This window comes from Nonomuraea sp. NPDC001684 (genome assembly GCF_053596515.1).
Map to the genome: position 1 here is coordinate 1 of NZ_JBSFGJ010000066.1, position 20,305 is coordinate 20,305.

The following is a 20,305-nucleotide window of genomic DNA, read 5'->3' on the forward strand; positions in this document are numbered from 1 at the left end:
GTGAAGGAGGCGACGGCGTCGTCCTCGCGCAGGGCCTCCTCGATGGCCCGCTGGACCTCCGGCGACGCCGACTCACCGATGATCATGCTCTTGGTCTCGGTGGCCAGGGTGACGGCCACGATGATCAGGAGCACGCCGATGGCGATCGAGCCGATGCCGTCGTAGACCGGGTCGCCGACGACCAGCGCGAGCGTGACCCCGATGAGGGCGAAGGCCAGCCCGAGCAGGGCGGCGGTGTCCTCCAGCAGGACCACGGGCAGCTCGGGGGCCTTGGCCTCGCGGATGTAGCGCAGCCACGACCGGCCCCCGCGGGCCCGGTTGGCGTTGCGCACCGCCGTGCGCAGGGACAGCCCCTCCATGACGATCGCGCCCACCAGCACCCCGATCGCCCACGGCCAGCTCTCCAGCGGCTTCGGGTGGCTGATCTTCTCGTAACCCTCGTACAGGGCGAACAGGCCGCCGCCGAAGAACAGCACGACCGAGACCAGGAAGGCGTAGAAGTACCGCTCGCGCCCGTGGCCGAAGGGATGGGACGGGGTGGGCCCGCGCTTGGCGCGGGACTGACCGAGCAGCAGCAGCCCCTGGTTGCCCGAGTCGGCGAAGGAATGGATGCCCTCGGCGAGCATCGAGGACGAACCGGTGAAGAAGAACGCCACGAACTTGGTGACGGCGATCCCCAGGTTGGCGGCCAGCGCCGCGTAGGTCGCCTCCTGTGAGCCCTTACCGCTCACGCCGTCCCCGCAACCGGTGCCGCAACCGGTGCTCGTACAGGCTGTCGCGTCATCACGTTCCTCCCGTGCGGGTGAGCTGTCGGATGCGTGCCTTTGCCCCGTGGGCCCGCGGGCACACCTTGATCCGGCGATCGAAAGGACATGCACAACGTGCATTGATGCGCGTCGTGCATCTTTGTAGGGTGGAACGGCCCGCACCCGCGAGAACAGGACCCGCCGATGAGCGACCGCAGCCTGACCGACGACTCCCCCGGCGCGAGCCCCACGGCGATGCGCCGGATCCTGCCCGCCGACCTGGTCGTGCGCGGCGGGTGCCCGTTCGACCCGCCGCCGGGCCTGCGGGAGCGGCGCGGCCAGGACCCGGTCCGGCCGGTGGAGCTGCTCAACGGCGCGCGGGCGTGGCTGGTCACCGGCTTCGACGAGGCCCGCACCGTCCTGTCGGACGCCCGCTTCAGCGCCGACCGGGTCCGCCACCGCGAGGCCACGTCGCTGCAGCCGCACGAGGTGGCCGAGCAGGCGGCGGGCGTCCTTCCGGCGGGCCCGTCCGTCGAGAGCCGCGAGGACGGCTTCTTCGTGTTCATGGACCCGCCCGAGCACACGCGCATCCGGCGGCTGCTGACCGGCCAGTTCACCGTCCGGCGCATGCGCGAGCTGGAGGCCAGGGTCACCGAGATCGCGGTCGAGCACATCGAGGCGATGAAGGCGGCCGGCACGGAGGCCGACCTCGTGCCGTCGTTCGCGCTGCCGCTGCCGTCGCTGGTCATCTGCGAGCTGCTCGGCGTCGACTACGCCGACCGCGCCGAGTTCCAGGAACGCACCTCCGTCGGGCTGAACGCCGGCTCCACCGACGAGGAGCGGGCCGTGGCGGGCGTCGAGCTGTACGCGTTCATGCAGCGGCTGGTGGCCGCCAAGCGCGCCGAGCCGGCCGACGACCTGCTGTCGGGGCTCGTCCACGACGCCGACCCGCCGCTGACCGACGCCCAGCTCGTGGACGTCGCCCTCGTCCTGCTCGGCGCGGGCCACGAGACCACCGCCAACATGCTGGGCCTGGGCGCGTTCGCCCTGCTGGAGCACCCCGACCAGCTCGCCGCCCTGCGGGCGGACCCCTCCCTCGTCGACAACGCGGTCGAGGAGCTGCTGCGCTTCCTGAGCATCATCCAGCTCGGCGTCAGCCGCGTCACGACCGAGCCCGTCACGCTGGGCGGCGCCGACCTCCCCGCCGGCGCGACCGTCGTGATCGCCACGCCCGAGGTCAACCGCGACCCCCGCCACTGGCCCGACGCCGACCGGTTCGACGTCAACCGCGCCCGCGTCCCGCACCTGGCCTTCGGGCACGGCGTGCACCAGTGCCTGGGCCAGCAGCTCGCCCGGGTGGAGATGCGCATCGGCCTGACGGAGCTGATCACCCGCCTGCCGGACCTGCGGCTGGCCGTGCCGGCCGGCCAGGTGCCGGTGCGCGACGAGATGCTCATCTTCGGCGTGCACTCCCTGCCCGTCGCCTGGTCCTGACCGGACGCAGTGCCCGCCGGCGCCCCGTCACCGTGCCGGAGCCCATAATGAGGACCGTGGCAGAGGAGGCCGGGGTGGTTCAGCTCGCATCGGGCGGCGGGGAGCCCGCGTCGCCCGGCCGCCGCGAACGCAAGAAGCAGGCCACCCGCGCCGCCCTCAGCGCGGCGGCGCTCCGGCTGGCCCTGCGCCACGGCGTCGAGAACGTGACCGTCGAGCAGATCGCCGGCGAGGCCGACATCGCGCTGCGCACGTTCTTCAACTACTTCTCCAGCAAGGAGGAGGCGGTCGTGGCCTCGCTGGCCGCCGCCGCGCAGGAGCTCGTCGCCCGGTTCAGGGCCCGGCCGCGCACCGAGCCGGTCCTGCGGGCCTTCCGCGAGGCCGTGCTGACGGTCATGCACGAGAGCGACGCCGCCGGCCGCGACCACGTCCGGGCGTTGCAGCTCGTCCGGTCGGCGCCCACGCTGGTGCCGCAGCAACTGGCCGTGCTCGCCGCGCAGGAGCAGGCCCTGGCCGAGGCGATCGCCGAGCACATCGGCCACCCCGCCCCCGGGCGTCCCGGCGACACCGGCTATCCCCTGCTGTGCGCGGCCGCGGCCCTGACGGCGCTGCGCGTCGTCCTCGACCAGTGGCTCCGGCAGACCGCGGCCTCCGCAGGGCCGCCGGACACCGCCCTGCTCGGACGGCGCATCGACACGGCGATCGACCAGCTCACCGCCGGCCTCGACCACCCCGGCCGGCCCGGGCCGTGAGGTGAGCGGCCCCTTCGGCGGGCCGCACGGGCCGTCCGGGCTGTCCGGGCTGTCCGGGCTGTCCGGCGAGGTGATCCGCCGCTAGTGTCGGCAGTCTCCGGTGATGATCGACTTGGGAGGGCGTCGTGCGGCGTGTCCTGATCCTGCTGGCCCCGATCGCGGCTCTGGCCGCCGGGCTGGCCGTCGCCCGGCGGCGCCTGGTCGTCGTCTGGATCAGCGGGGCGAGCATGCTGCCGACCTACCGCACCGGCGACCGGGTGCTCGTCCGCAGGACGACGGGGGCGGGCGTCGGACGCGGTCAGGTCGTGGTGCTGCAGACGTTGCCGCCCGGTGGCGAGTGGCGCACCGGGCCGCTGCCGCCGCCGGGGGCGGCCATGTGGTTCATCAAGCGGGCGGTGGCCGTGCCGGGCGACCCGGTTCCGCCCGAGGTCGCGGGCCGGGTGGGGGCGTCGCCGGGCGACACGGTCCCGGCCGGCCGGCTGGTCGTCCTGGGGGACGGGCCGGTCAGCGAGGACTCGCGGGTGTGGGGTTACGTGCCGTTCGACCGGGTGCTCGGCGTCGTCGTCCGGTCGATGTCGCCCGTCCGCGGGTCCGGTGGGGTGGCCGGTTCGTAGCCCTGGGCCTGGAGGGTGAACAGGCTCGCGTACTCCCCGCCGAGCGCCATCAGCTCGGCGTGCGAGCCGTGCTCGGCGATCCGGCCCTCGGCGAGCACGACGATCGTGTCCGCGTCCCGGACCGCGCCCAGCCGGTGGGAGATCAGCAGGCTGGTGCGTCCGGCGCGGTGGCGGCGCAGGCTCTGGTGGATGGCGTGCTCGGCCTGCGCGTCCAGGCCGGAGCTCGGCTCGTCCAGCACGAGCAGGTCGCGTCCCTTCCGCATCAGGGCGCGGGCCAGCGCCAGGCGCTGCCACTGACCGCCGGACAGCACCACTCCGGCCTGGGGGTCGTCCCGGTCGCCGAAGAAGATCCGGCTCAGCAGCGTGTCGTAGCCCCGCGGCAGCCCGGCGACCGTCTCGTGGACGCCGGCCAGCCGGGCGGCGTCCTCGACCCGCTCCCGGTCGCCGATCGCCGCGACGTCGCCGAGGCCGATGTTCTCGGCCGCGGTCAGGTCGTAGGACATGTAGTCCTGGAAGACCGCGCCGATGCGGCCGCGCAGCTCGGCGGGGTCCGTCTCGCGCAGGTCGACGCCGTCCCAGAGGATGGACCCGCGCACCGGGTCGTACAGCCGGCAGATCAGCTTGACCAGGGTGCTCTTGCCCGCGCCGTTCAGGCCGACGAGGGCGAGCGAGCCGCCGCGGGGGACGAAGAGGTCGACCCCGCGCAGCACCCACGGATGGGCGTCGTCGTACCGGAACCAGACGTCGCGCACCTCGATGCCCTCGCGCAACGCCGGGACGGGCCGCGGCCGCCGCGGCACGGGCAGGTCGGGCGGGTCGGCCACCACGTCGAGGTAGTGCCCGAACATCAGCAGCGCGTTGTGCGCGTCCGCCGACTGGCCGACGATCGACGCCAGCGCCGACTGCACCCCTGCCACGGCCGCGACGAACACGGCGACGTCGCCGACGCTCAGCGCGCCCGACGCGGCGGCGATGATCGCCCAGAGCAGGCCGGCCGCCGCGACGGCCGCCCCCACCAGCGACAACGCGCCCTGAGTACGCAGGGTCCGGCGGGCCAGCCCCTGCTCGGCGGCGTTGACCGCGCGCAGCTCGGCCAGCATCCGGCCGCGCAGCAGGTCGCCGAGGCCGAACAGGCGGATCTCCTTGGCCGCGTCGGGGCTGGTGAGCAGGCCGGCGAAGAAGATCTGCCGCCGGGCCCTGGAGCTGACGCCCCACATCATGCCCGCGCGACGCCTCGACAGGTCGAGCTGGGCGCGGACCGACGGGATCGCGGAGAGCGCCACGACGACGATCATCCCCGGCGCGAGCACGGCCAGCGCCGCGGTGAACCCGGCGAGGGTGACGGCTCCCTGGGCGATCCCCAGGGTCGAGCGGACGATCCGCTGCGGCGCGTTCTGCCCGGCCTCCTGCGCCAGCCGCATGCGGTCGTGGAAGGCCGGGTTCTCGAACCGGCTCAGCCCCGGATGGGCGTTGACCGCCTGGAACAGCCGGTCCTGGATCAGCACCTGGAGGGCGCGGCGGAGCTGCTCCTGGGCGTACTCCGCGACCGCGGGCAGGGCCGCGCCGGCCAGGCCGGTCACGCCGAGGGCCACGCCCGGCGGCAGCAGTTCGGCGGGCCCCGCCCCGGCGGCCAGGCCGTCCAGGACGAGCTTGGTCAGCCACGCGGCGGCCACCGGGACCAGCCCCATGAGCAGCACCGCGATCCCCGACCCCAGGACGGCGGCCGGATGCGCCCGCCAGGCGAGCGCCACGGCCGCGCGCGCACGCCGTCCGCGGGCGGCGCCGCCGGGCCCGGCGGGAGGGGTCATCGGCGGGTGACCGCCGGCAGCCTGCCCGGGGCGGTGTCGGCCGCCACGACCACCGCGTCACCGTCGACCAGGAAGAAGCTGGGGAACTGCGAGACCTGCAACGCCCTGCTCACCGGGCCGCCCATCGGCTCCACGACGACGGTGGCCGACGTCAGCTCGCGGGTGAACCGCCGGGCCTCGTCCGGGTCGCCCGTGACGACGGCCAGCACCCGCTCGGGACGCGTGTCGGCGAGGTAGGACGTGAACTCCGGCAGCAGCTCGTGGCAGGACGCGCACTCGGTGGAGAACACCGCCACCACGGAGACCCCCGAGAAGAACGCGCGCGACACGGTCCCGCCGTCGGCGGTCGTCGCGCTGAACTCGCCGATCGTCGTGCCCGGCTGCACCGTCGGGGGACGCGTCGGCCCCAGCTCCGACAGCCGCAGCGTGTGCGCGCGCAGGCGGCGGATCACCGCCAGCGTCAGCACCAGATTCACCAGGCACAACAGTCCGACGATGACGACGGCGGCGACGAGATAGGGCATGCGGGCTCCTCAGGGGTGACGCGGTTGTGCGGCGAACAGGTCGGCGAGGTCGTCGAAGAAGATCACGATGACGGCGAGGACGCCGCCGGCCAGCACGCTCAGGGCGACGCCCGCCGGATGCGGTGCGGCGTGCCCCGGCACGAGCCCGGCGGCGACCAGCGCGAGCAGCCCGGCGTTACGGACGAGGTGGCGGCCACCGAGCGGCGTCCCGGCGGCGCCGAAGCACCGGCACGGCGTCGTGGCGCCCGAGCGCATCGCCCTGACGATCCCGGCACAGAAACCCACCAGGACGGTGCCGGCCAGCAGCAGGCCGGCCCGCACTGTCCCGGGGATCGCCAGCAGCACGACGACGCACCCTTCGGCCAGGACGACGGCGCCGCTCAGCGCCGTGACGGCCCGTGGCCCCAGCGGGACCAGGCCGCGCACGGACCCGCGGAACCCGGCGAACGCGGACCTGCCGCGCACCTTGCCGGCCACCGCGACCAGGAAGACGACGCCCAGCGCCACCCGGCAGGCCGGCGCGACGTACTGCATGGCTGTCATGGGAGATCGGGAGGAGGCGTCAGCAGTAGTCGAAGCTGCCGCAGCTGACCGTGCCGCTGGAGTCGTGGTAGCAGCAGGTCCGGCAGAACTTGCCCTGGCAGCACCAGTCGGTCCAGCACGCGGCCGAGGCGTTCGCCGAGGGGAGGAGTTTGTCGAGGAGGCGGTCTCCCAGCTGGTTGAGTGCGCGGATCATGGCAGCTCCTTGCGTGGGGATCTTTACGCGATCAACGTCGCCCAGCAAGAGACCAGAGTTAACGGAGAGATCGGCCGAGACTGGAGATGGCTTTGAGCAGCAAGTGATCTTGACATTTCCGGACTGATCTTTATCCGCACGTAGGCCGTCGGATTCGTTCACTGCCCGTTCTGGTGGAGCAGGGGGCCCGAGTTCTTGAACGCCGCGCGCGAGGCGTCCTTGAGCCACTTGGCCGCGGCGGCGGCTCTGGTGAGGTTCGTGTGGACGGCGAGGGTGCGGATCACGTACCGGCCGCGCTGCCCGGTCCACGAGGACAGCTGCACGTCCCACCAGTTCGACGTGTAGCAGATTCCGGTCGACCCCGGACCGGTCTGAGGGCACCGGATGCCCCACTCCTGCGCGTAGGCGTCCTTGAGCCTCGCGTACGCGGCGCGGGCCCGGCCCGAGTCCTTCAGCGGGACGACCCAGACGGTCACCATGACGCGTCCCTTCGGGGCCCCCGAGCCGACGTAGACGCCCACGGCCATGTCGTCGCAGCGCGCCTTGCGCAGGGCGGACTTGACCCTGGCGACGGGCCACGGGCTCGGGCAGTCCTCCACCCCGGCCGCCTTACGGCTGAAACGCATCCCCATGGCACTCGTGAAGGACTGCGGGAGCAGGGCTTCGGCGGTGATCGGGGTCGGGTCCGTGCTCTCCTTGTCGAGGTCGGCGGGGGTGAACGGGTCCTCGCGCGGCTTTTCCGAGGGCGTCTGGGAAGGCGTCTGCGATGGTGTCTGGGAGGGCTCCGGCGTCTCTGAGGGGTTTGGCTGGGAGGAGGCGGCGGTGGAGGGGCGGCCGGTCGGCAGCGCTCCCCGTACCGCGTTCTTGACCACGGCTCGCACGCCCACCACGACCAGCACCAGAGCGACCGCTCCGGCGCCGACTGCCAGGCCGACCCTCTTCGACCGGCCCCCGTCGCCGCCGGTTGGAGGCGTCGAAGGGACGTCCTGGCCAGGCGGCCCGTGCGGGTCCGCCGGGCCGGGAGGAAGGTTCTCCCGCGTCGGCGGATATACCCGGAGGGTGAGCCGCTCGGCCTCCGGGATGCCCGTCGTGGCGTGCGCCGCGGGAGGGGCAGGAGGGACGGGAACGGCCGGCGGAGACTCGTCGCCGGTCAGGCGGCGTACCAGGGCGGCGGCGCCTGGCCGGGCGGCGGGCTCCTTGGCCAGGCAGGCCGCCAGCACCGGCCGCAGCTCCGGCGGCACGGACGACAGGTCGGGTTCGCGGGTCAGAATGGCGTGCATGATGGCGGGAAGGGCGTCTCCACGGAAGGCCTGCTGCCCGGTGGCCGCGTAGACCATGGTGGCCGCCCAGCTGAACAGGTCGGCCGCCGGGGTGATCGGCGCTCCGCCGAACTGCTCCGGCGCCATGTAGACGGGGGTGCCCACCACGCTGTGCGTGGCCGTCTGGGTGGTCACCCTGGCGATCCCGAAGTCGATCACCACGGGCCCCTCAGGGCCCATGATCACATTGTGCGGCTTGAAGTCGCGGTGGACGATCCCCGCCCGGTGGATGGCCGCCAGCGCGGTGAGCGTGGCCACCGCGAGCCGCTCCAGCCCGCTGCCCGATCGCGGCCCCTCTGTCCTGACCAGCAGATCGAGCGACGGCCCCGGAATGTGCTCGCTGACGATGTACGGCCTGCCGGCCACCAGGCCCGTGTCCAGCACCCGCGCCGTACAGAACGCGGCCACCCGGCGGGCCGCCTCCGCCTCGCGCAGGAACCGGCGGCGTGCGTTCTCGTCCGCCGCGGCATCGGCGTGCAACACCTTGACCGCGACCTGCTCGCCGGACGGCCCCTGCCCCAGGAGAACCGTCCCCTGACCGCCTCGCCCCAGCACCCCGACCAGCCGATAGGGGCCGATTCGGGCTAAGTCTTCCGGCGTGAGCGGCTGCACGAGATCTCACCCTAGCGTTCGCCGGCAAGATCTCCTCAAAGTCCCACACAGCGGGTCAAGTCACTGCGGAGCACCCCATCGAGCGTTGCGTCGCCACCAGGCTGCCCGGACGACGTCGGAGCAGCTTCTCGGCGGCGCCGGGCCTACGCGGGGAAGACGATGTTGGGCCGGTCGGAGCCGGTGACGTCGTCGCCGAGGTGGGTGGGGATGAAGGCGCGGTCGGGCCAGCGTGCGGCCAGGGCCTCGACGTCGTCCAAGCCCATGGATGGCGTAGCCCAGCGCGATCGGCGTGGCGTGCTGCACCGGCGGGGCCCGTACCAGGTAGTCGCGCCCCTGGCCGGGGCCCTCCCATCGACCGCCGGCGGGGCCGAACTCGTTCCTCCAGCCCGGTGGGGCCGAGCAGGACGAGTTCACCGTCGCGTTCGCGCAGCAGCCCCTGCTCCATGGGCAGGAAGACGATGTCGAAGAAGTGGTCGGCGTGGAAGTGCGTGATCAGGCAGAGGTCGATGGCCGTCAGGTCGATCCCGCCGCGGCGCATCGCCTTGACCGAGCCGTTGGGTGTGTCGACGAGGAGCGTGCCGTCGATGAGCGCACTCGCGCTCATCCGGTCGGTGAAGATCGATCCGGTGCCGATGAGATGCAACCGCATGCGGGTTCTTTCCGTCACGGGGATGCGGGCACGGAGAGGTGCTCTGCGTCAGGTTGCCGGGCGCCCGCCCGGGGCACCCCGCAAGGCGCGGGCGGAGGACCGGCGGGAACGCTCGGCGCCGCCTGGCGGATCGGCCCGCCGGGTGAGCAGCCCTCCGGCCGCTCCCGGCCGCCGCCGGACCGGCGGCGCTCACGATGCAGTCACCAGTCCCGGCGTTTCGCGGACTTTCCGGACGGACTCCCCCACGCGCCCACGACGGTTCGGGCCACCGGTCTGATCTGCCGGTCTGAACCGTCGGCCGGTCAGGAGGTCTGGAGCCGCCGGCATCCTTGGCCACGGACCCACAGGCTGCCTTCGGCCCAGCCAGTGACGCAGCGGTAGACGGCCCGGTCTCTGGAATTGATGACGAAGTCGGACAGAGGCCCCCAATGGTCGGTGTCGCAGGCACGGGCGAAGATGTCCGGCAGTTGCGCGTCCACCTCCTGACAAGTGATGACCTCGCCCGCCCGCGCCACCGGCGCGTTGAGCGAAACAGCGGTGGCTGCCTGGGCTGTGGCGAGCGGGGCCATCGCCACGGCGCCGGCGGCGGCGAGGGCGGCCAGGGCGATCGGGATACGTCGCATGATCGATTTCCCTTCGGGACGGGAGCGGCGGATGCCACCCAATCCCAACCCTAAACACAGAGTGATTAATCAACTACTATCCGTTACGCCAGTAACCAGGGGCCTAGCACCCAGCGCCTTGCTGCTCCTACGATGAGCACCGAAACCGGCCAAAAACTCGTGGACGTCTGTCGAACACCTTGCGACCATCACACCGTGACAGATGAAGCCGATCGCCAGACGTCATTCCCCACCAGTCCGAAGCAGGTGCGCTTCGTCGAGTTGTCGAGCACCGCGATGTCCGCTCTGCTCGACGGGGATCTGGCCACAGCCAGCGATGCGGCCGGGGTCGCTCTGACCGATTACTTCGTGACAGACAGAGCACGGTGGCTGTGGCGGATCCGGATCGACCAGATGGCCGCCGACCCGGACCACGCACCGTGGATGGCGCGGCAGGCGGTGACCGGGCCCGAAGGCGTCGTCATCGGCCATGCCGGCTTTCACGGACCGCCCGACGAGGCCGGCATGGTGGAGATCGGCTACGCGGTCGCTCCAGAGTTCCGTCGCCAGGGGTACGGCCGAGCCATCCTGATCGAGTTGCTGCACCGGGCCGCGGCCGAACCGACGATCAAGACCGTACGGGCGACGATCAGCCCCGACAACGCGGCGTCCCTGGCCACGATCGCCGGCTTCGGCTTCGTCAAGGTCGGAGAGGACTGGGACGAAGAGGACGGCCGCGGCCTCATCTTCGAAGCCCCCGCCAACCACAGCCGCTAGATGCGAACCGTCCTCCGCCCTCATTCCGTTGCTACAGCGCCCGACGGGGTTGCGGCGCCAGCGGCTACTTCGCCAGCTGGCGAGCGATGACCAGGCGCTGGATCTGGTTGGTGCCCTCGAAGATCTGCATGATTTTGGCTTCGCGCATGTAGCGCTCCACCCGGAACTCTCTGGTGTAGCCGTAGCCGCCGAACACCTGGACCGCGTCCGTCGTGACCTTCATGGCGGTGTCCGTGGCGACCAGTTTGGCCACGCTGGCCTGCCGGCTGTAGTCGAGGCCGGCGTCGCGGCGGCGGGCGGCGTCCAGGTACGTCGCCCGCGCGCTGTCCACCCCCGCCGCCATGTCGGCCAGCAGGAAGCCGAGGCCCTGGTGGTCGATGATGCGCTTGCCGAAGGTCTGCCGCTCCTTGGCGTAGGCGACGGCCTCGTCGAGGGCCGCCTGGGCCAGGCCGACGGCGCAGGCCGCGATGCCGAGCCGGCCGGAGTCGAGGGCGCTGAAGGCGATCTGCAGGCCCTGGCCCTCCTCGCCGATCAGCCGGTCGCCGTCGATGACGGCGCCGTCCCAGTGGGCGCTGGTGGTCGGCACGGCGTGCAGGCCCATCTTCTCCTCGGGGCGGCCGAACGTGAGCCCTTCGGCCGCGCCGGGCGCGAGGAAGCAGGAGATGCGCTCGCCAGTGCGGGCGAACAGGGCGTAGAAGTCGGCGATGCCGCCATGGGTGATCCAGGCCTTGTTGCCGGTGATGCGGTAGTCGCCGCTCTCGGTGCGCTCGGCCCGGCAGGTCAGCGCGCCCGCGTCCGAGCCCGCCTGCGGCTCCGACAGGCTGTAGCCGCCGACGATCCGTCCGGCCAGCATGTCGGGCAGCCAGCGTTCGCGCTGCTCGGGGGTGCCGTACGCGGCCACGGGGAAGCAGGCCAGCGTGTGCACGCTCGTCGCCACCGCGACCGCCGCCCAGCGGGCCGCCAGCTCCTCGATCACCTGGAGGTACACCTCGTACGGCTGCCCGCCCCCGCCGAACTCCTCGGGGTAGGGCAGCCCGAGCAGTCCGGCCGCGCCGAGGGTGGCGAACAGCCCCTCCGGGTACGTCTCCGCGCGCTCGTGCTCGTCGACCCGGCGCGCGAGCTCCTTGTCGGCGATGTCGCGGGTCAGCTCGATCAGGTCTTTGGCGTCCTGGTCGGGGAGCAGGCGGTCAACGGTCACGACGACTCCTTGGGTGCGGCTTCGGCGAGGCGGGCCAGGGCGGCCGCGGCCCGCTCACGGAACTCGGCGACGCGGGCGAGCTTGATGTCCTCGTACCCGCGGATCGACTCGGGAAGGCCGGCGATCTCGGCGACGGCGTCGATCGTGCCGGGGGTCAGCCGGGCGAGGGCGGCACGCATGAGATCACGATATTCGGTGATCAGTTCCCTTTCGACCCGGCGGACCTCGGCCTGGCCGAACACGTCGAGGGCGGTCCCGCGCAGCACGCGCGCGGCCCGCAGGCCGCGGAACAGCACCGGCGCGGAGCGGCGCAGCCGGATCTTGCGCTGCATGCCCATCGCGCGCAGCAGCGGCGGGTGCAGCATCACGGACACGACCGCGTCGGCGCCGTACTCGCGCTCGCGCCTGGCCTGCTCCTCGGGGTCGAGGTGCAGGCGGGCGACCTCGTACTCGTCCTTGTAGGCCATGAGCTTGTGCAGGGAGCGGGCGTAGGCGAGCCCGACGCGCGCGCCGGCCTCCTCCCCCGCGCGCCCGGCCGCCTCGGCGACCACGCGCCTGACGTCGCTCTCGTACGTACGGGCGTAGGTCTGGTTCTGGTAGCCGGTCAGGTCCGCCACCCGCAGGGCCAGCGTCTCCTCCAGGCCGGGCGCGGGCCGCTCGGCGGGCTCGGCGAGCGCGGCCCGGCGTACCGCCTCACGGTCGGCGACGGCGGCCCGGCCCCAGCGGAAGGCCGCGAGGTTCTTCTCGACGGCGGCCTTGTTGAGCCTGATCGCCGCCTCGATCGAGGCGGCCGAGACGGGCAGGCAGCCGTGCTGGTACGCCGCGCCGACCAGCAGCATGTTGGCCGGCATGTGGTCGCCGAACAGCGCCTCGGACAGCTCGTGGGCGTCGAGGTACAGGTTGTCCGCGCCCTCGGTGGCGGACTCCAGCCTGACCACGGCGTCGGCCGAGGAGCCGGGCACGGTCGCCCGTCCGGTGACCATGGCGGCGGTGGGCACGATGGAGGTGTTCACCACGGCGACCGTCCGGCCGGGCGCGGCGACGGCGAGGTTGGCGTCGGCGGCGACCCCGAGCAGGTCGAACCCGATCAGCACGTCGGCCGTGCCGCGCGAGGCGCGCACCGAGCCGTCCACCGGCCGCTTGGCGATGCGCACGTCGCTGACGACCGGGCCGCCCTTCTGCGCGAGGCCGGTCTGCTCGATGCCGGCGGCGTGCAGGCCGTCGAGGTGGGCGGCCATCTGCAGGATCTGCGAGACCGTGACGACGCCGGTGCCGCCGATGCCGGGCATCCGGATCAACGTCTCGGCGTCGCCGTCGAGCCTGACGACCGGCTCCGGCAGCCGCACGGGCAGCGGCGGCAGCTCGCGCGGCGCCCTGGTGCCGGGCTCGACCAGCAGGAACGACGGGCAGTCGCCCTTGAGGCAGCTCAGGTCGGAGTTGCACGACGGCTGGTGGATGCGCGTCTTGCGGCCGTACTCGGTCTCGACGGGCTGGACGGACAGGCACGTCGAGACGTCGCCGCAGTCGCCGCAGCCCTCGCAGACGCGCTCGTTGACCACGACCTTCGCCGTCGGGGTGGGCAGCTTGCCGCGCTTGCGCAGCCGCCGTTCCTCGGCCGCGCACTTGTCGTCGTGCAGCAGGACGGTCACGCCGTCGAGGGCGGCCAGCTCGCGCTCGACGTCGGCGAGGTCGTCGCGGTGCCGCACGGAGGCGATCGGCGCCAGCCGCACCCCGCGGTACGTCTCCGGCTCAGGCGTGGTGATGACGATCCTGCGCACGCCCTCCTCGGCCAGCGAGCGCGTGAGCGCGGGCACGTCGAGCCGCCCTTCGGCGCGCTGGCCGCCGGTCATGGCGACGGCGTCGTTGTAGAGCAGTTTGTAGGTCATCGTCACCCCGGCCGCCACCGCGGCCCGCACGGCCAGGGAGCCGGAGTGGTGGAAGGTGCCGTCGCCGAGGTTCTGCACGAAGTGCCGGTCCCGGGTGAACGGCGCGAGCCCGATCCACTGGGCGCCCTCGCCGCCCATCTGGGTGATGCCGATCTGGGTGCCGCGGCCGTGCCCGTCGAGGGCGATCATGGCGTGGCAGCCGATGCCGACGCCGACCAGCGTGTCGTCGGACGTGCGGGTGGAGGAGTTGTGCGGGCAGCCCGAGCAGAAGTACGGCGTGCGCGCGGCGACCATCGGCAGCAGGCGGCGCGCGGCGGACGCGGGCCGGGACAGGTGGACCGTCCCGCGCGGGAGCCGGTCGGGGCCGAGGCAGGCGGCCAGCGCCTTGGCGACGTCCTCGGCGCCGAGGGTGCCGCGGGCGGTCAGCAGGTCCCGGCCCGACACGACGGGGGCGCGTTCGCCGCCGTAGAGGGCCTGCTTGAGCTGCCCTTCCAGGAACGGCACCTTGTCCTCGACCACCAGCACCCGGTCGAGGTCGGAGGTCATGGCGGCCAGGTCGGCCTCGGCCAGCGGGAAGGGCATGCCGAGCCGGATCAGGCGCAGCCCGAGGTCCTCGGTGGCGCTCTCGTCCAGGCCGAGGTCGGCCAGGGCGCGCAGGACCACGGCGTACGTGGTGCCGGAGGCCAGGATGCCGAGCGTGGCGCGGGGGGCGTCGCGCATGACGCGGTTGAGCCCGTGCCTGCGGCCGTAGTCGCGGGCCAGCTCCAGCCTGCGGGTGAGCAGGTCGTACTCGGCGTCCAGGGCGGAGGGGCCGACCAGGATCGGCGACTTGCCGCGGTCGGCGTGGTCGGGGGCGGGGATGTCGTACGGCGCGCCCAGCTCGACGGTGGCCGAGGCGTCGGCGATGTCGGCGACGATCTTCAGGCCCGTCCACAGGCCGGTGGCGCGGGACAGGGCGACCGCGTGCAGGCCGAACTCGATGATCTCGGCGACCGAGCCGGGGGCGAGCAGCGGCATCGACAGGCTCTGGCACATCGGCTCGCACGAGCTGGGCACTGTGGAGGACTTGCAGCCGGGGTCGTCGCCGATCCAGGCCACCGCGCCGCCCAGCGCGGCGGTGCCGGCCATGTTGCCGTGCCTGATGGCGTCGGCGGCGCGGTCGAGGCCGGGGTTCTTGCCGTACCAGAAGGCGGTGACGCCGTCGTGGCTGCGGCCGGGGACCTGGCCGAGGAGCTGCGTGCCGGCCACGGCCGTCGCGGCCAGCTCCTCGTTGAGTCCGGGCTGGAAGACGACGCCGGCCTCGTCCAGGAAGCGGGCCGCGCGGCCCATCTCCAGGTCCAGGCCGCCCAGCGGGGAGCCCTGGTAGCCGGAGACGAAGGCCCTGGTGTTCAGGCCGCGGTCCCGGTCCAGGCGCCGCTGTTCGAGGGTCAGCCGGACGAGGGCCTGGATGCCGGAGATCAGCACCCGGCCGTCCGGCGCGGCGTACTTGTCGTCGAGCGACACGGTCGCGCTGTTCACGCTCACGCGAACCTCCTGGCGGGCAATGCGTATGTGGGGTTTCCCAGCACAGCAACGGAGAGCTACTGTGCGCAAGTATCAGACGTGAAACCACAACGAAGACGCAAATAATGTGAGCTGGGCGATTCTGGCGCAGAAGAACTTTGCGTCACCAAGGAGGATTCTCACATGCCGGACATCGACGACATCGACCATCAGGTGCTCCGGCTGCTGCGCGAGGACGGCCGCCGCACCTTCTCCGAGATGGCCGAGCAGGTCGGGCTGTCGGTGGCGGCGGTCAAGCGGCGGGTCGACCGGCTCAGGGAGATCGGGGTGATCACCGGGTTCACCGTGCAGATCGACTACGCCAAGCTCGGCTGGGGCATCGAGGCGTTCACCGAGCTGCGGTACCCGGGGACCACGCCGGTGGGCGAGATCGTCCGCACGGCGACGGACGTGCCCGAGGTGCAGGCCGTCTTCACCATCGCCGGCGACCCCGACGCCCTCATCCACGTACGGGTGCGCGACCTCGGACACCTCCAGCAGGTCATCGACCGGCTACGCCGGGCCGGCAACGTCACCGGCACCAAATCCCTGCTGGTCCTGGGCTCCTGGACGCGCGACGCCCTCACCTGACGACCCGGCCGTCCGCTCGCGGCGCGCGTCGCCGGAGGGTCAGCTCCCCCAGGCGTACTCCAGCTCGGGCAGCTCGAACCCCTGCTGGAAACGGCACATCCGCTCGTCGGTGCGGCGTGCGCCGTGCCGTTCGTAGAAGCCGATGGCCCGGGTGTTCGCCCTGAGCACCTCCAGGTAGACCTCCCGGCCGGGATGCTCGTCCGCCGCCCAGGCCAGTCCGTGCCGCAGCAGGCGCGATCCGGCGCCCGAGCCCGTGCTCCCGGGCCGCACGTGCAGGTTGTCGAGCAGGATCCGGCCGTCCGGGGACGGCAGCAGGTAGGCGAAGCCGAGCAGCTTCCCGTCGTCGTCGTGGCCGACGAACAGGCCCGCCCCCCGGACGGGCGGGTCCAGCCGCTCCCGCCAGAGCGCGAGCCGGTCGTCGTCCAGGGGGCCGTTCAGGAAACCGTCGGGCATGATGCCCGCGTAGGCCGTACGCCAGCTCTCCACGTGCAACGCCACGATCGGGGAAATGTCGTCAATTGTCCCGTTCCTTATCAGCATGGCGGAGAGCATTCCATACCGGGACGGGCCTCACCCCACCCGGCAGGAGACCGCGGGCCAGGTCCAGTCGCCGTTGTGCTGGACGGTGAACCCGAAGGTGTTGCCGTTGCCGTTCGGCCGCATCGTCATGACGTTGCCGGTGCCGTCCCAGGCCGGGCTGCCGTTCCAGGTGGCGATGATCTTCTGCGGGCTGCGCACGGTGACGGTGACGATCCAGGAGTTCGTGCCGGAGACCGCGACCGACAGGTTGAAGCGGTCGGCCCACTGCTGGCCCGCGGACACGGTCGCCGTGCAGGCGCCGCCACCGGGCGGCGGGGACGAGGGCGGGGTGGTCGGGCCGCTCCCGTCGGGCGCGACGGCCCGGCCGGTCACCGGCGAGATCATGCCCGCGCACATGTTGCGGGCGCGCAGGTTCGCGGCGATCTGCGGGATCGCGGCGATGGTCGTCGCGTAGTTGTCGTGCATGAGGATGACCTGGCCGTTCTGCAGCCGGCCGGCGGCCTGGACGATCTGGGCGGTGCTCGCGCCGTTCCAGTCCTGGGAGTCGACGTCCCAGATGATCTCGGTGAGGCCGAGTTGCTGCTCGACCGACCGGAGGGTGGCGCCGGTCTCCCCGTACGGCGGCCGGAACAGCCTCGGCGCGGCGCCGGTGGCCTGCTGGATCGCCTGCTGGGTGCGTTGCAGCTCGGACTGGATCTGGGCGGCGCTCAGCTGCGTCAGGTGCGGGTGGGTTCAGCTGTGGTTGCCGATCCACATGCCCGCGTTCTGCTGGGCACGGACCAGGGCCTGGTTGTTCTGCGCGTTCTGGCCGACGTTGAACATCGTGGCCCGCAGGCCGTTGGCGGTCAGCGCGTTGAGCAGGCTGGAGGTGGTGGCGGGGTTGGGGCCGTCGTCGTAGGTGAGGCCGACGTAGCCGCCACTGCAGTCGGCGGCGTTCGAGGGGGTGGTGGCCCAGGTCAGCGCGAGGCCCGCGGCGAGCGTGCACGCGGCGCCGAGGATGAGCAACTTCCTGATCATGGTCTGCCTCCAAGGCGGGCGGCGGGTACGGGAAGCTCGATCGCGAGTGTGATGACCATGCCGAAACATGTCAATCCATCACAGAAACTTTCGTCACCGCCCGGATGACAATGCCAGGACGAGCTGCGGCAACCGGGAGAGAAAGTTTCGGCGCACGGAAAGCTTCATGGCCCATACGTAGATTTCCCGATGTTTTGCCCGCCGGATGTCCCTACTGTCGGGCCCATCCGAAGCCTTCCGAGCAAGGTGGGTTCATGCGCGCGCTGACCGTCCTCCTGTCCGGACTCCTGCTGGCCACCACCCTCCAACCGCCCGCCGTAGCCGCCGTCGCCGGGAAGGACGCCGCCGGGACGAAGCCGGGCCCCGTCGTGCCCGACGTCGTCTACCAGCGGGCCGACTTCGCCACCGGCACCGGCGAGGGCACGTCCGCCGCCGACGGGCTGTCGTTCGCCTCGGCCGCCGGCACCACCTCCTACACCGACGCCCTGGGCACCAGGACGTGGGAGTACGCCCGCTGGACCGGCCCCGAGCGCACGGTCGGCTTCCCCGCCACCCAGCTGATCGCCTCCTGGACGGCCGACGTGCCCCAGGGAAGCTGGCTGCAGGTCGAGGCCAGGGCCAGGAACACCGCCGGGCTGAGCAAGTGGTACGTCCTCGGCCGCTGGTCCTACGCGGAGGGCGACATCCTGCGCACCTCCGTGGCCGGCCAGGGCGACGCCGACGGGTCCGTCGCCGTGGACACGCTGGTGGCGGCGTCCGGGCGGCAGCTGTCGGCGTACCAGCTCCGCCTGACCCTCTACCGCAGTCCGGGCTCGGCCGTGACGCCCCGGGTGCGCACGTTCGGCGCGATGGCCTCGAACGTGCCCGACCGCAAGACCGTCCCGGTCAGCCCCGGCGGCGGGGCGTGGGGCGTCGAGCTGAACGTCCCGCGCCGCTCCCAGAACGTGCACGCGGGCCACTACCCCGAGTGGGACGGCGGCGGCGAGGCGTGGTGCAGCCCGACCTCGACCACGATGGTGCTCGGCTACTGGGACAAATGGCCGAGCGCGCAGGACACCTCCTGGGTGGACCCGTCCGACCCGAACCCCGAGGTGGACCACGCGGCCCGCTACACCTACGACCACGCCTACCAGGGCGCCGGCAACTGGCCGTTCAACACCGCCTACGCCGGCCGCTACGGCCTGGACGGCTTCGTCACCCGCCTGCGCACCCTGACCGAGCTGGAGCGGCTGATCAAGGCGGGCATCCCGGTGATCACCTCGCAGTCGTTCAAGAAGGGCGAGCTGCCCGGCGCCGGTTACGGCACCGACGGCCACCTCATGGTGATCGTCGGCTTCACCGCGACGGGCGACGTGATCGCCAACGACCCGGCCTCGCCCAGCAACGACGCCGTCCGCCACGTCTATCCGCGCGCCGACTTCGAGAACGTGTGGCTGCGCAGTTCGAGCAGCGGCGGCGTCGCCTACGTCATCCGCCCGCCCGGCCACGCCCTGCCCGCCACGACGCCGGGCCTGCCCGCCAACTGGTGATCAGTCCAGCACCGGGTAGTTGGCGCGGAACACGCCCTGCGGGTCGCGCGACCGCTTGATCTCGCGCAGCCGGGCGAGCGCCGGCTCGGGGAACGCCTGAGCCGCCCGCTCGCCCGGCGACAGGAACGTGTACGGCTTGCGGCCGCTCACCCGGCCGCCCAGGGCGGCGACGACCGCGTCCTGCTTGGCCCGTACGGCCTGGCCCAGCTCGGGGCTGATCCCGGCCCCGAGCAGGTAGAGCAGGTACGGCTCGGCCAGCGCTCCCCCGGCGCCGCCGCCCGGCCGGGTCAGCGCCCCGCCCAGGTGCCTGACCTGCATGGCGACCAGCGGCCCGACCGGCTCGGCCAGCATGATCTCCACGGCGCCGGCGTCCAGCCCGGTCAGCAACTCGGTGCGGGCCACCGCGGGCGCCGGGTCGGTCGGCTCGGCGGTGATCGCGCCGAGATCGGCCGTGGCCATGGCGGACCGGGTGTCGCTCAGCACGCCGTCGATCTTGGCGAGCCGGCCCAGCAGGTCCTCGGCCTCGGCCGCCTCGCCCAGGTAGGCGAGGTCCACGGTCACCATCGGAGGCGCCTTGGGGAACTGGACCCGGTTCACCCACAACGACAGCTCGGGCGGCGCGTCGGCGGTCAGGTCGCGGAAGGCCGCGAACACCTCGGCCTCCTGCCGGCCGGGCCACATGAGGCGGCCGCCGTACAGGGCGCGCTCGGCGTACAGGTCGAACTCGACGGCGGTGACCAGCGCGAAGTCGCCGCCGCCGCCGCGCAGCGCCCAGAACAGGTCGGGGTCGCTCTCCCCCGTCACCCGCGCGGGCCGCCCCTCGGCGTCCACGACGTCGAAGGCGCGCACGCTGTCGGCCGCCCAGCCGTACCTGCGGCCGAACCAGCTCAGGCCGCCGCCGAGGGTGTAGCCGGTGACGGTGACGGCGGGGTTGCTGCCGGCCAGCCCGGTCAGGCCGTGCCTGCCCGCCTCGGCCTGCACCGCGCCCCAGGTCACGCCTGCCCCCGCGCGGGCGCGCCGCTCGGCCGGGTCGATCTCCAGCTCGTCCAGCCGGTCGGTGCGCAGCAGGATCACGCCGTCGGCGGTGCCGCTCGCGCCGTGGCCGCGCGGCTGGGCGGAGACGGTCAGCCCCTCCTCGCGGGCATGGCGGACCAGGGCGGCCACGTCGGCGGCGTCGGCCGCCTCGACCACGGCGGCCACCGGCTGGGCCACGGTGAGGTTCCACGCCCTGGCCGCCGCCTCGAAACCCTCGTCGCCGGGCAGCCACACGCGTCCCTCGACCGCGGTGCGCAGCTTGTCGTACGTCATCGTCCACTCCTTCATGAAGACTCACCTCCTTGACGACGCGAGCCCGGGAAAGGTGACCGACCGC

18 protein-coding genes and 1 pseudogene are annotated in these 20,305 nt (G+C 72.8%); 6 read left to right on the forward strand and 13 right to left on the reverse strand.

The window, feature by feature from the left end:
- The coding region (locus ACWCSD_RS15435) for a cation diffusion facilitator family transporter (RefSeq protein WP_449915462.1) at window positions 1–731 on the reverse strand (731 nt) is incomplete at its 3' end.
- Between the two features lie 219 nt (window positions 732–950).
- Here ACWCSD_RS15435 and ACWCSD_RS15440 point away from each other — a divergent pair.
- From ACWCSD_RS15440 to ACWCSD_RS15450, 3 genes are all read left to right on the forward strand, one after another.
- Window positions 951–2,240 carry a cytochrome P450 gene (locus tag ACWCSD_RS15440; RefSeq protein ID WP_397160498.1) on the forward strand — a complete coding sequence of 430 codons (1,290 nt, stop codon included), beginning with the start codon at window positions 951–953 and terminating at the stop codon, window positions 2,238–2,240.
- A 74-nt stretch (window positions 2,241–2,314) separates the two neighbouring features.
- A complete protein-coding gene (locus tag ACWCSD_RS15445; RefSeq protein WP_449915465.1) occupies window positions 2,315–2,989 on the forward strand; it encodes a TetR/AcrR family transcriptional regulator in 675 nt (224 codons plus the stop codon).
- 125 nt (window positions 2,990–3,114) lie between these two features.
- Window positions 3,115–3,603 (forward strand): S26 family signal peptidase, encoded by a 489-nt coding sequence (locus ACWCSD_RS15450; protein WP_449915467.1) that lies wholly within the window; start codon window positions 3,115–3,117, stop codon window positions 3,601–3,603.
- Here the strand turns inward: ACWCSD_RS15450 and ACWCSD_RS15455 are convergent.
- The 6 genes from ACWCSD_RS15455 to ACWCSD_RS15480 all read right to left on the reverse strand — a co-directional run bounded on the left by ACWCSD_RS15455 (window position 3,519) and on the right by ACWCSD_RS15480 (window position 9,874).
- Window positions 3,519–5,411, reverse strand: coding sequence for an ABC transporter ATP-binding protein (locus ACWCSD_RS15455; protein WP_449915470.1), 1,893 nt, complete (start codon window positions 5,409–5,411; stop codon window positions 3,519–3,521). The two genes, ACWCSD_RS15450 and ACWCSD_RS15455, sit on opposite strands and share 85 nt — an antisense overlap.
- Window positions 5,408–5,935 carry a TlpA family protein disulfide reductase gene (locus ACWCSD_RS15460; protein ID WP_358292282.1) on the reverse strand — a complete coding sequence of 176 codons (528 nt, stop codon included), beginning with the start codon at window positions 5,933–5,935 and terminating at the stop codon, window positions 5,408–5,410. Before ACWCSD_RS15460 ends, ACWCSD_RS15455 begins: the two co-directional genes overlap by 4 nt.
- Window positions 5,936–5,944: 9 nt before the next feature.
- Window positions 5,945–6,469: a MauE/DoxX family redox-associated membrane protein gene (locus ACWCSD_RS15465; RefSeq protein WP_397160507.1), complete on the reverse strand. Its 525-nt coding sequence runs from the start codon at window positions 6,467–6,469 to the stop codon at window positions 5,945–5,947.
- A gap of 28 nt (window positions 6,470–6,497) precedes the next feature.
- Window positions 6,498–6,671 (reverse strand): hypothetical protein, encoded by a 174-nt coding sequence (locus ACWCSD_RS15470; RefSeq protein ID WP_352318817.1) that lies wholly within the window; start codon window positions 6,669–6,671, stop codon window positions 6,498–6,500.
- A gap of 158 nt (window positions 6,672–6,829) precedes the next feature.
- Window positions 6,830–8,602 (reverse strand): protein kinase domain-containing protein, encoded by a 1,773-nt coding sequence (locus ACWCSD_RS15475; protein WP_449915475.1) that lies wholly within the window; start codon window positions 8,600–8,602, stop codon window positions 6,830–6,832.
- Between the two features lie 951 nt (window positions 8,603–9,553).
- Window positions 9,554–9,874, reverse strand: a complete 321-nt coding sequence (locus tag ACWCSD_RS15480; protein ID WP_358292272.1) for a hypothetical protein — start codon at window positions 9,872–9,874, stop codon at window positions 9,554–9,556.
- 132 nt (window positions 9,875–10,006) lie between these two features.
- Here ACWCSD_RS15480 and ACWCSD_RS15485 point away from each other — a divergent pair, with 132 nt between their 5' ends.
- The gene (locus tag ACWCSD_RS15485) at window positions 10,007–10,630 is read left to right on the forward strand and encodes a GNAT family N-acetyltransferase (protein ID WP_449915478.1); all 624 of its coding nucleotides are present in this window, start codon (window positions 10,007–10,009) and stop codon (window positions 10,628–10,630) included.
- A gap of 64 nt (window positions 10,631–10,694) precedes the next feature.
- Here the strand turns inward: ACWCSD_RS15485 and ACWCSD_RS15490 are convergent, their stop codons facing one another.
- Together ACWCSD_RS15490 and ACWCSD_RS15495 are read right to left on the reverse strand one after the other, a co-directional pair.
- Window positions 10,695–11,828, reverse strand: coding sequence for an acyl-CoA dehydrogenase family protein (locus ACWCSD_RS15490; RefSeq protein WP_352352574.1), 1,134 nt, complete (start codon window positions 11,826–11,828; stop codon window positions 10,695–10,697).
- Window positions 11,825–15,307, reverse strand: a complete 3,483-nt coding sequence (locus ACWCSD_RS15495) for an indolepyruvate ferredoxin oxidoreductase family protein (RefSeq protein ID WP_449915480.1) — start codon at window positions 15,305–15,307, stop codon at window positions 11,825–11,827. Before ACWCSD_RS15495 ends, ACWCSD_RS15490 begins: the two co-directional genes overlap by 4 nt.
- A 93-nt stretch (window positions 15,308–15,400) precedes the next feature.
- Between ACWCSD_RS15495 and ACWCSD_RS15500 the strand changes: the two genes are divergently transcribed.
- Window positions 15,401–15,847 (forward strand): Lrp/AsnC family transcriptional regulator, encoded by a 447-nt coding sequence (locus ACWCSD_RS15500; protein ID WP_357979480.1) that lies wholly within the window; start codon window positions 15,401–15,403, stop codon window positions 15,845–15,847.
- A gap of 39 nt (window positions 15,848–15,886) precedes the next feature.
- Here ACWCSD_RS15500 and ACWCSD_RS15505 read toward each other — a convergent pair whose 3' ends face one another.
- The 3 genes and pseudogenes from ACWCSD_RS15505 to ACWCSD_RS15515 form a co-directional block, all read right to left on the reverse strand.
- On the reverse strand, window positions 15,887–16,345 hold the full coding sequence (locus tag ACWCSD_RS15505; protein WP_449915483.1) for a GNAT family N-acetyltransferase: 459 nt from the start codon (window positions 16,343–16,345) through the stop codon (window positions 15,887–15,889).
- Window positions 16,346–16,417: 72 nt separating this feature from the next.
- A complete protein-coding gene (locus tag ACWCSD_RS15510) occupies window positions 16,418–16,852 on the reverse strand; it encodes a hypothetical protein (RefSeq protein ID WP_449915501.1) in 435 nt (144 codons plus the stop codon).
- A 108-nt stretch (window positions 16,853–16,960) separates the two neighbouring features.
- Window positions 16,961–17,473, reverse strand: a pseudogene (locus ACWCSD_RS15515) (polysaccharide deacetylase family protein); the annotation flags it as partial.
- Window positions 17,474–17,658: 185 nt separating this feature from the next.
- On the opposite strand from ACWCSD_RS15515, the gene ACWCSD_RS15520 reads away from it, so the two are divergent.
- Window positions 17,659–18,933, forward strand: coding sequence for a C39 family peptidase (locus ACWCSD_RS15520; RefSeq protein WP_449915486.1), 1,275 nt, complete (start codon window positions 17,659–17,661; stop codon window positions 18,931–18,933).
- Here the strand turns inward: ACWCSD_RS15520 and ACWCSD_RS15525 are convergent, their stop codons facing one another.
- On the reverse strand, window positions 18,934–20,256 hold the full coding sequence (locus ACWCSD_RS15525) for an FAD-binding oxidoreductase (RefSeq protein WP_449915489.1): 1,323 nt from the start codon (window positions 20,254–20,256) through the stop codon (window positions 18,934–18,936).
- Window positions 20,257–20,305: the final 49 nt, after the last annotated feature.

What these genes read in the sequence shown, in the direction of transcription:
- ACWCSD_RS15440 (WP_397160498.1), top strand. Translation starts at nt 951, where the DNA reads ATGAGCGACCGCAGCCTGACCGACGACTCCCCCGGCGCGAGCCCCACG.
- ACWCSD_RS15455 (WP_449915470.1), bottom strand. Translation starts at nt 5,411, where the DNA reads ATGACCCCTCCCGCCGGGCCCGGCGGCGCCGCCCGCGGACGGCGTGCG.
- ACWCSD_RS15460 (WP_358292282.1), bottom strand. Translation starts at nt 5,935, where the DNA reads ATGCCCTATCTCGTCGCCGCCGTCGTCATCGTCGGACTGTTGTGCCTG.
- ACWCSD_RS15465 (WP_397160507.1), bottom strand. Translation starts at nt 6,469, where the DNA reads ATGCAGTACGTCGCGCCGGCCTGCCGGGTGGCGCTGGGCGTCGTCTTC.
- ACWCSD_RS15470 (WP_352318817.1), bottom strand. Translation starts at nt 6,671, where the DNA reads ATGATCCGCGCACTCAACCAGCTGGGAGACCGCCTCCTCGACAAACTC.
- ACWCSD_RS15480 (WP_358292272.1), bottom strand. Translation starts at nt 9,874, where the DNA reads ATGCGACGTATCCCGATCGCCCTGGCCGCCCTCGCCGCCGCCGGCGCC.
- ACWCSD_RS15485 (WP_449915478.1), top strand. Translation starts at nt 10,007, where the DNA reads ATGAGCACCGAAACCGGCCAAAAACTCGTGGACGTCTGTCGAACACCT.
- ACWCSD_RS15500 (WP_357979480.1), top strand. Translation starts at nt 15,401, where the DNA reads ATGCCGGACATCGACGACATCGACCATCAGGTGCTCCGGCTGCTGCGC.
- ACWCSD_RS15510 (WP_449915501.1), bottom strand. Translation starts at nt 16,852, where the DNA reads ATGCACGACAACTACGCGACGACCATCGCCGCGATCCCGCAGATCGCC.
- ACWCSD_RS15520 (WP_449915486.1), top strand. Translation starts at nt 17,659, where the DNA reads ATGCGCGCGCTGACCGTCCTCCTGTCCGGACTCCTGCTGGCCACCACC.
- ACWCSD_RS15525 (WP_449915489.1), bottom strand. Translation starts at nt 20,256, where the DNA reads ATGAAGGAGTGGACGATGACGTACGACAAGCTGCGCACCGCGGTCGAG.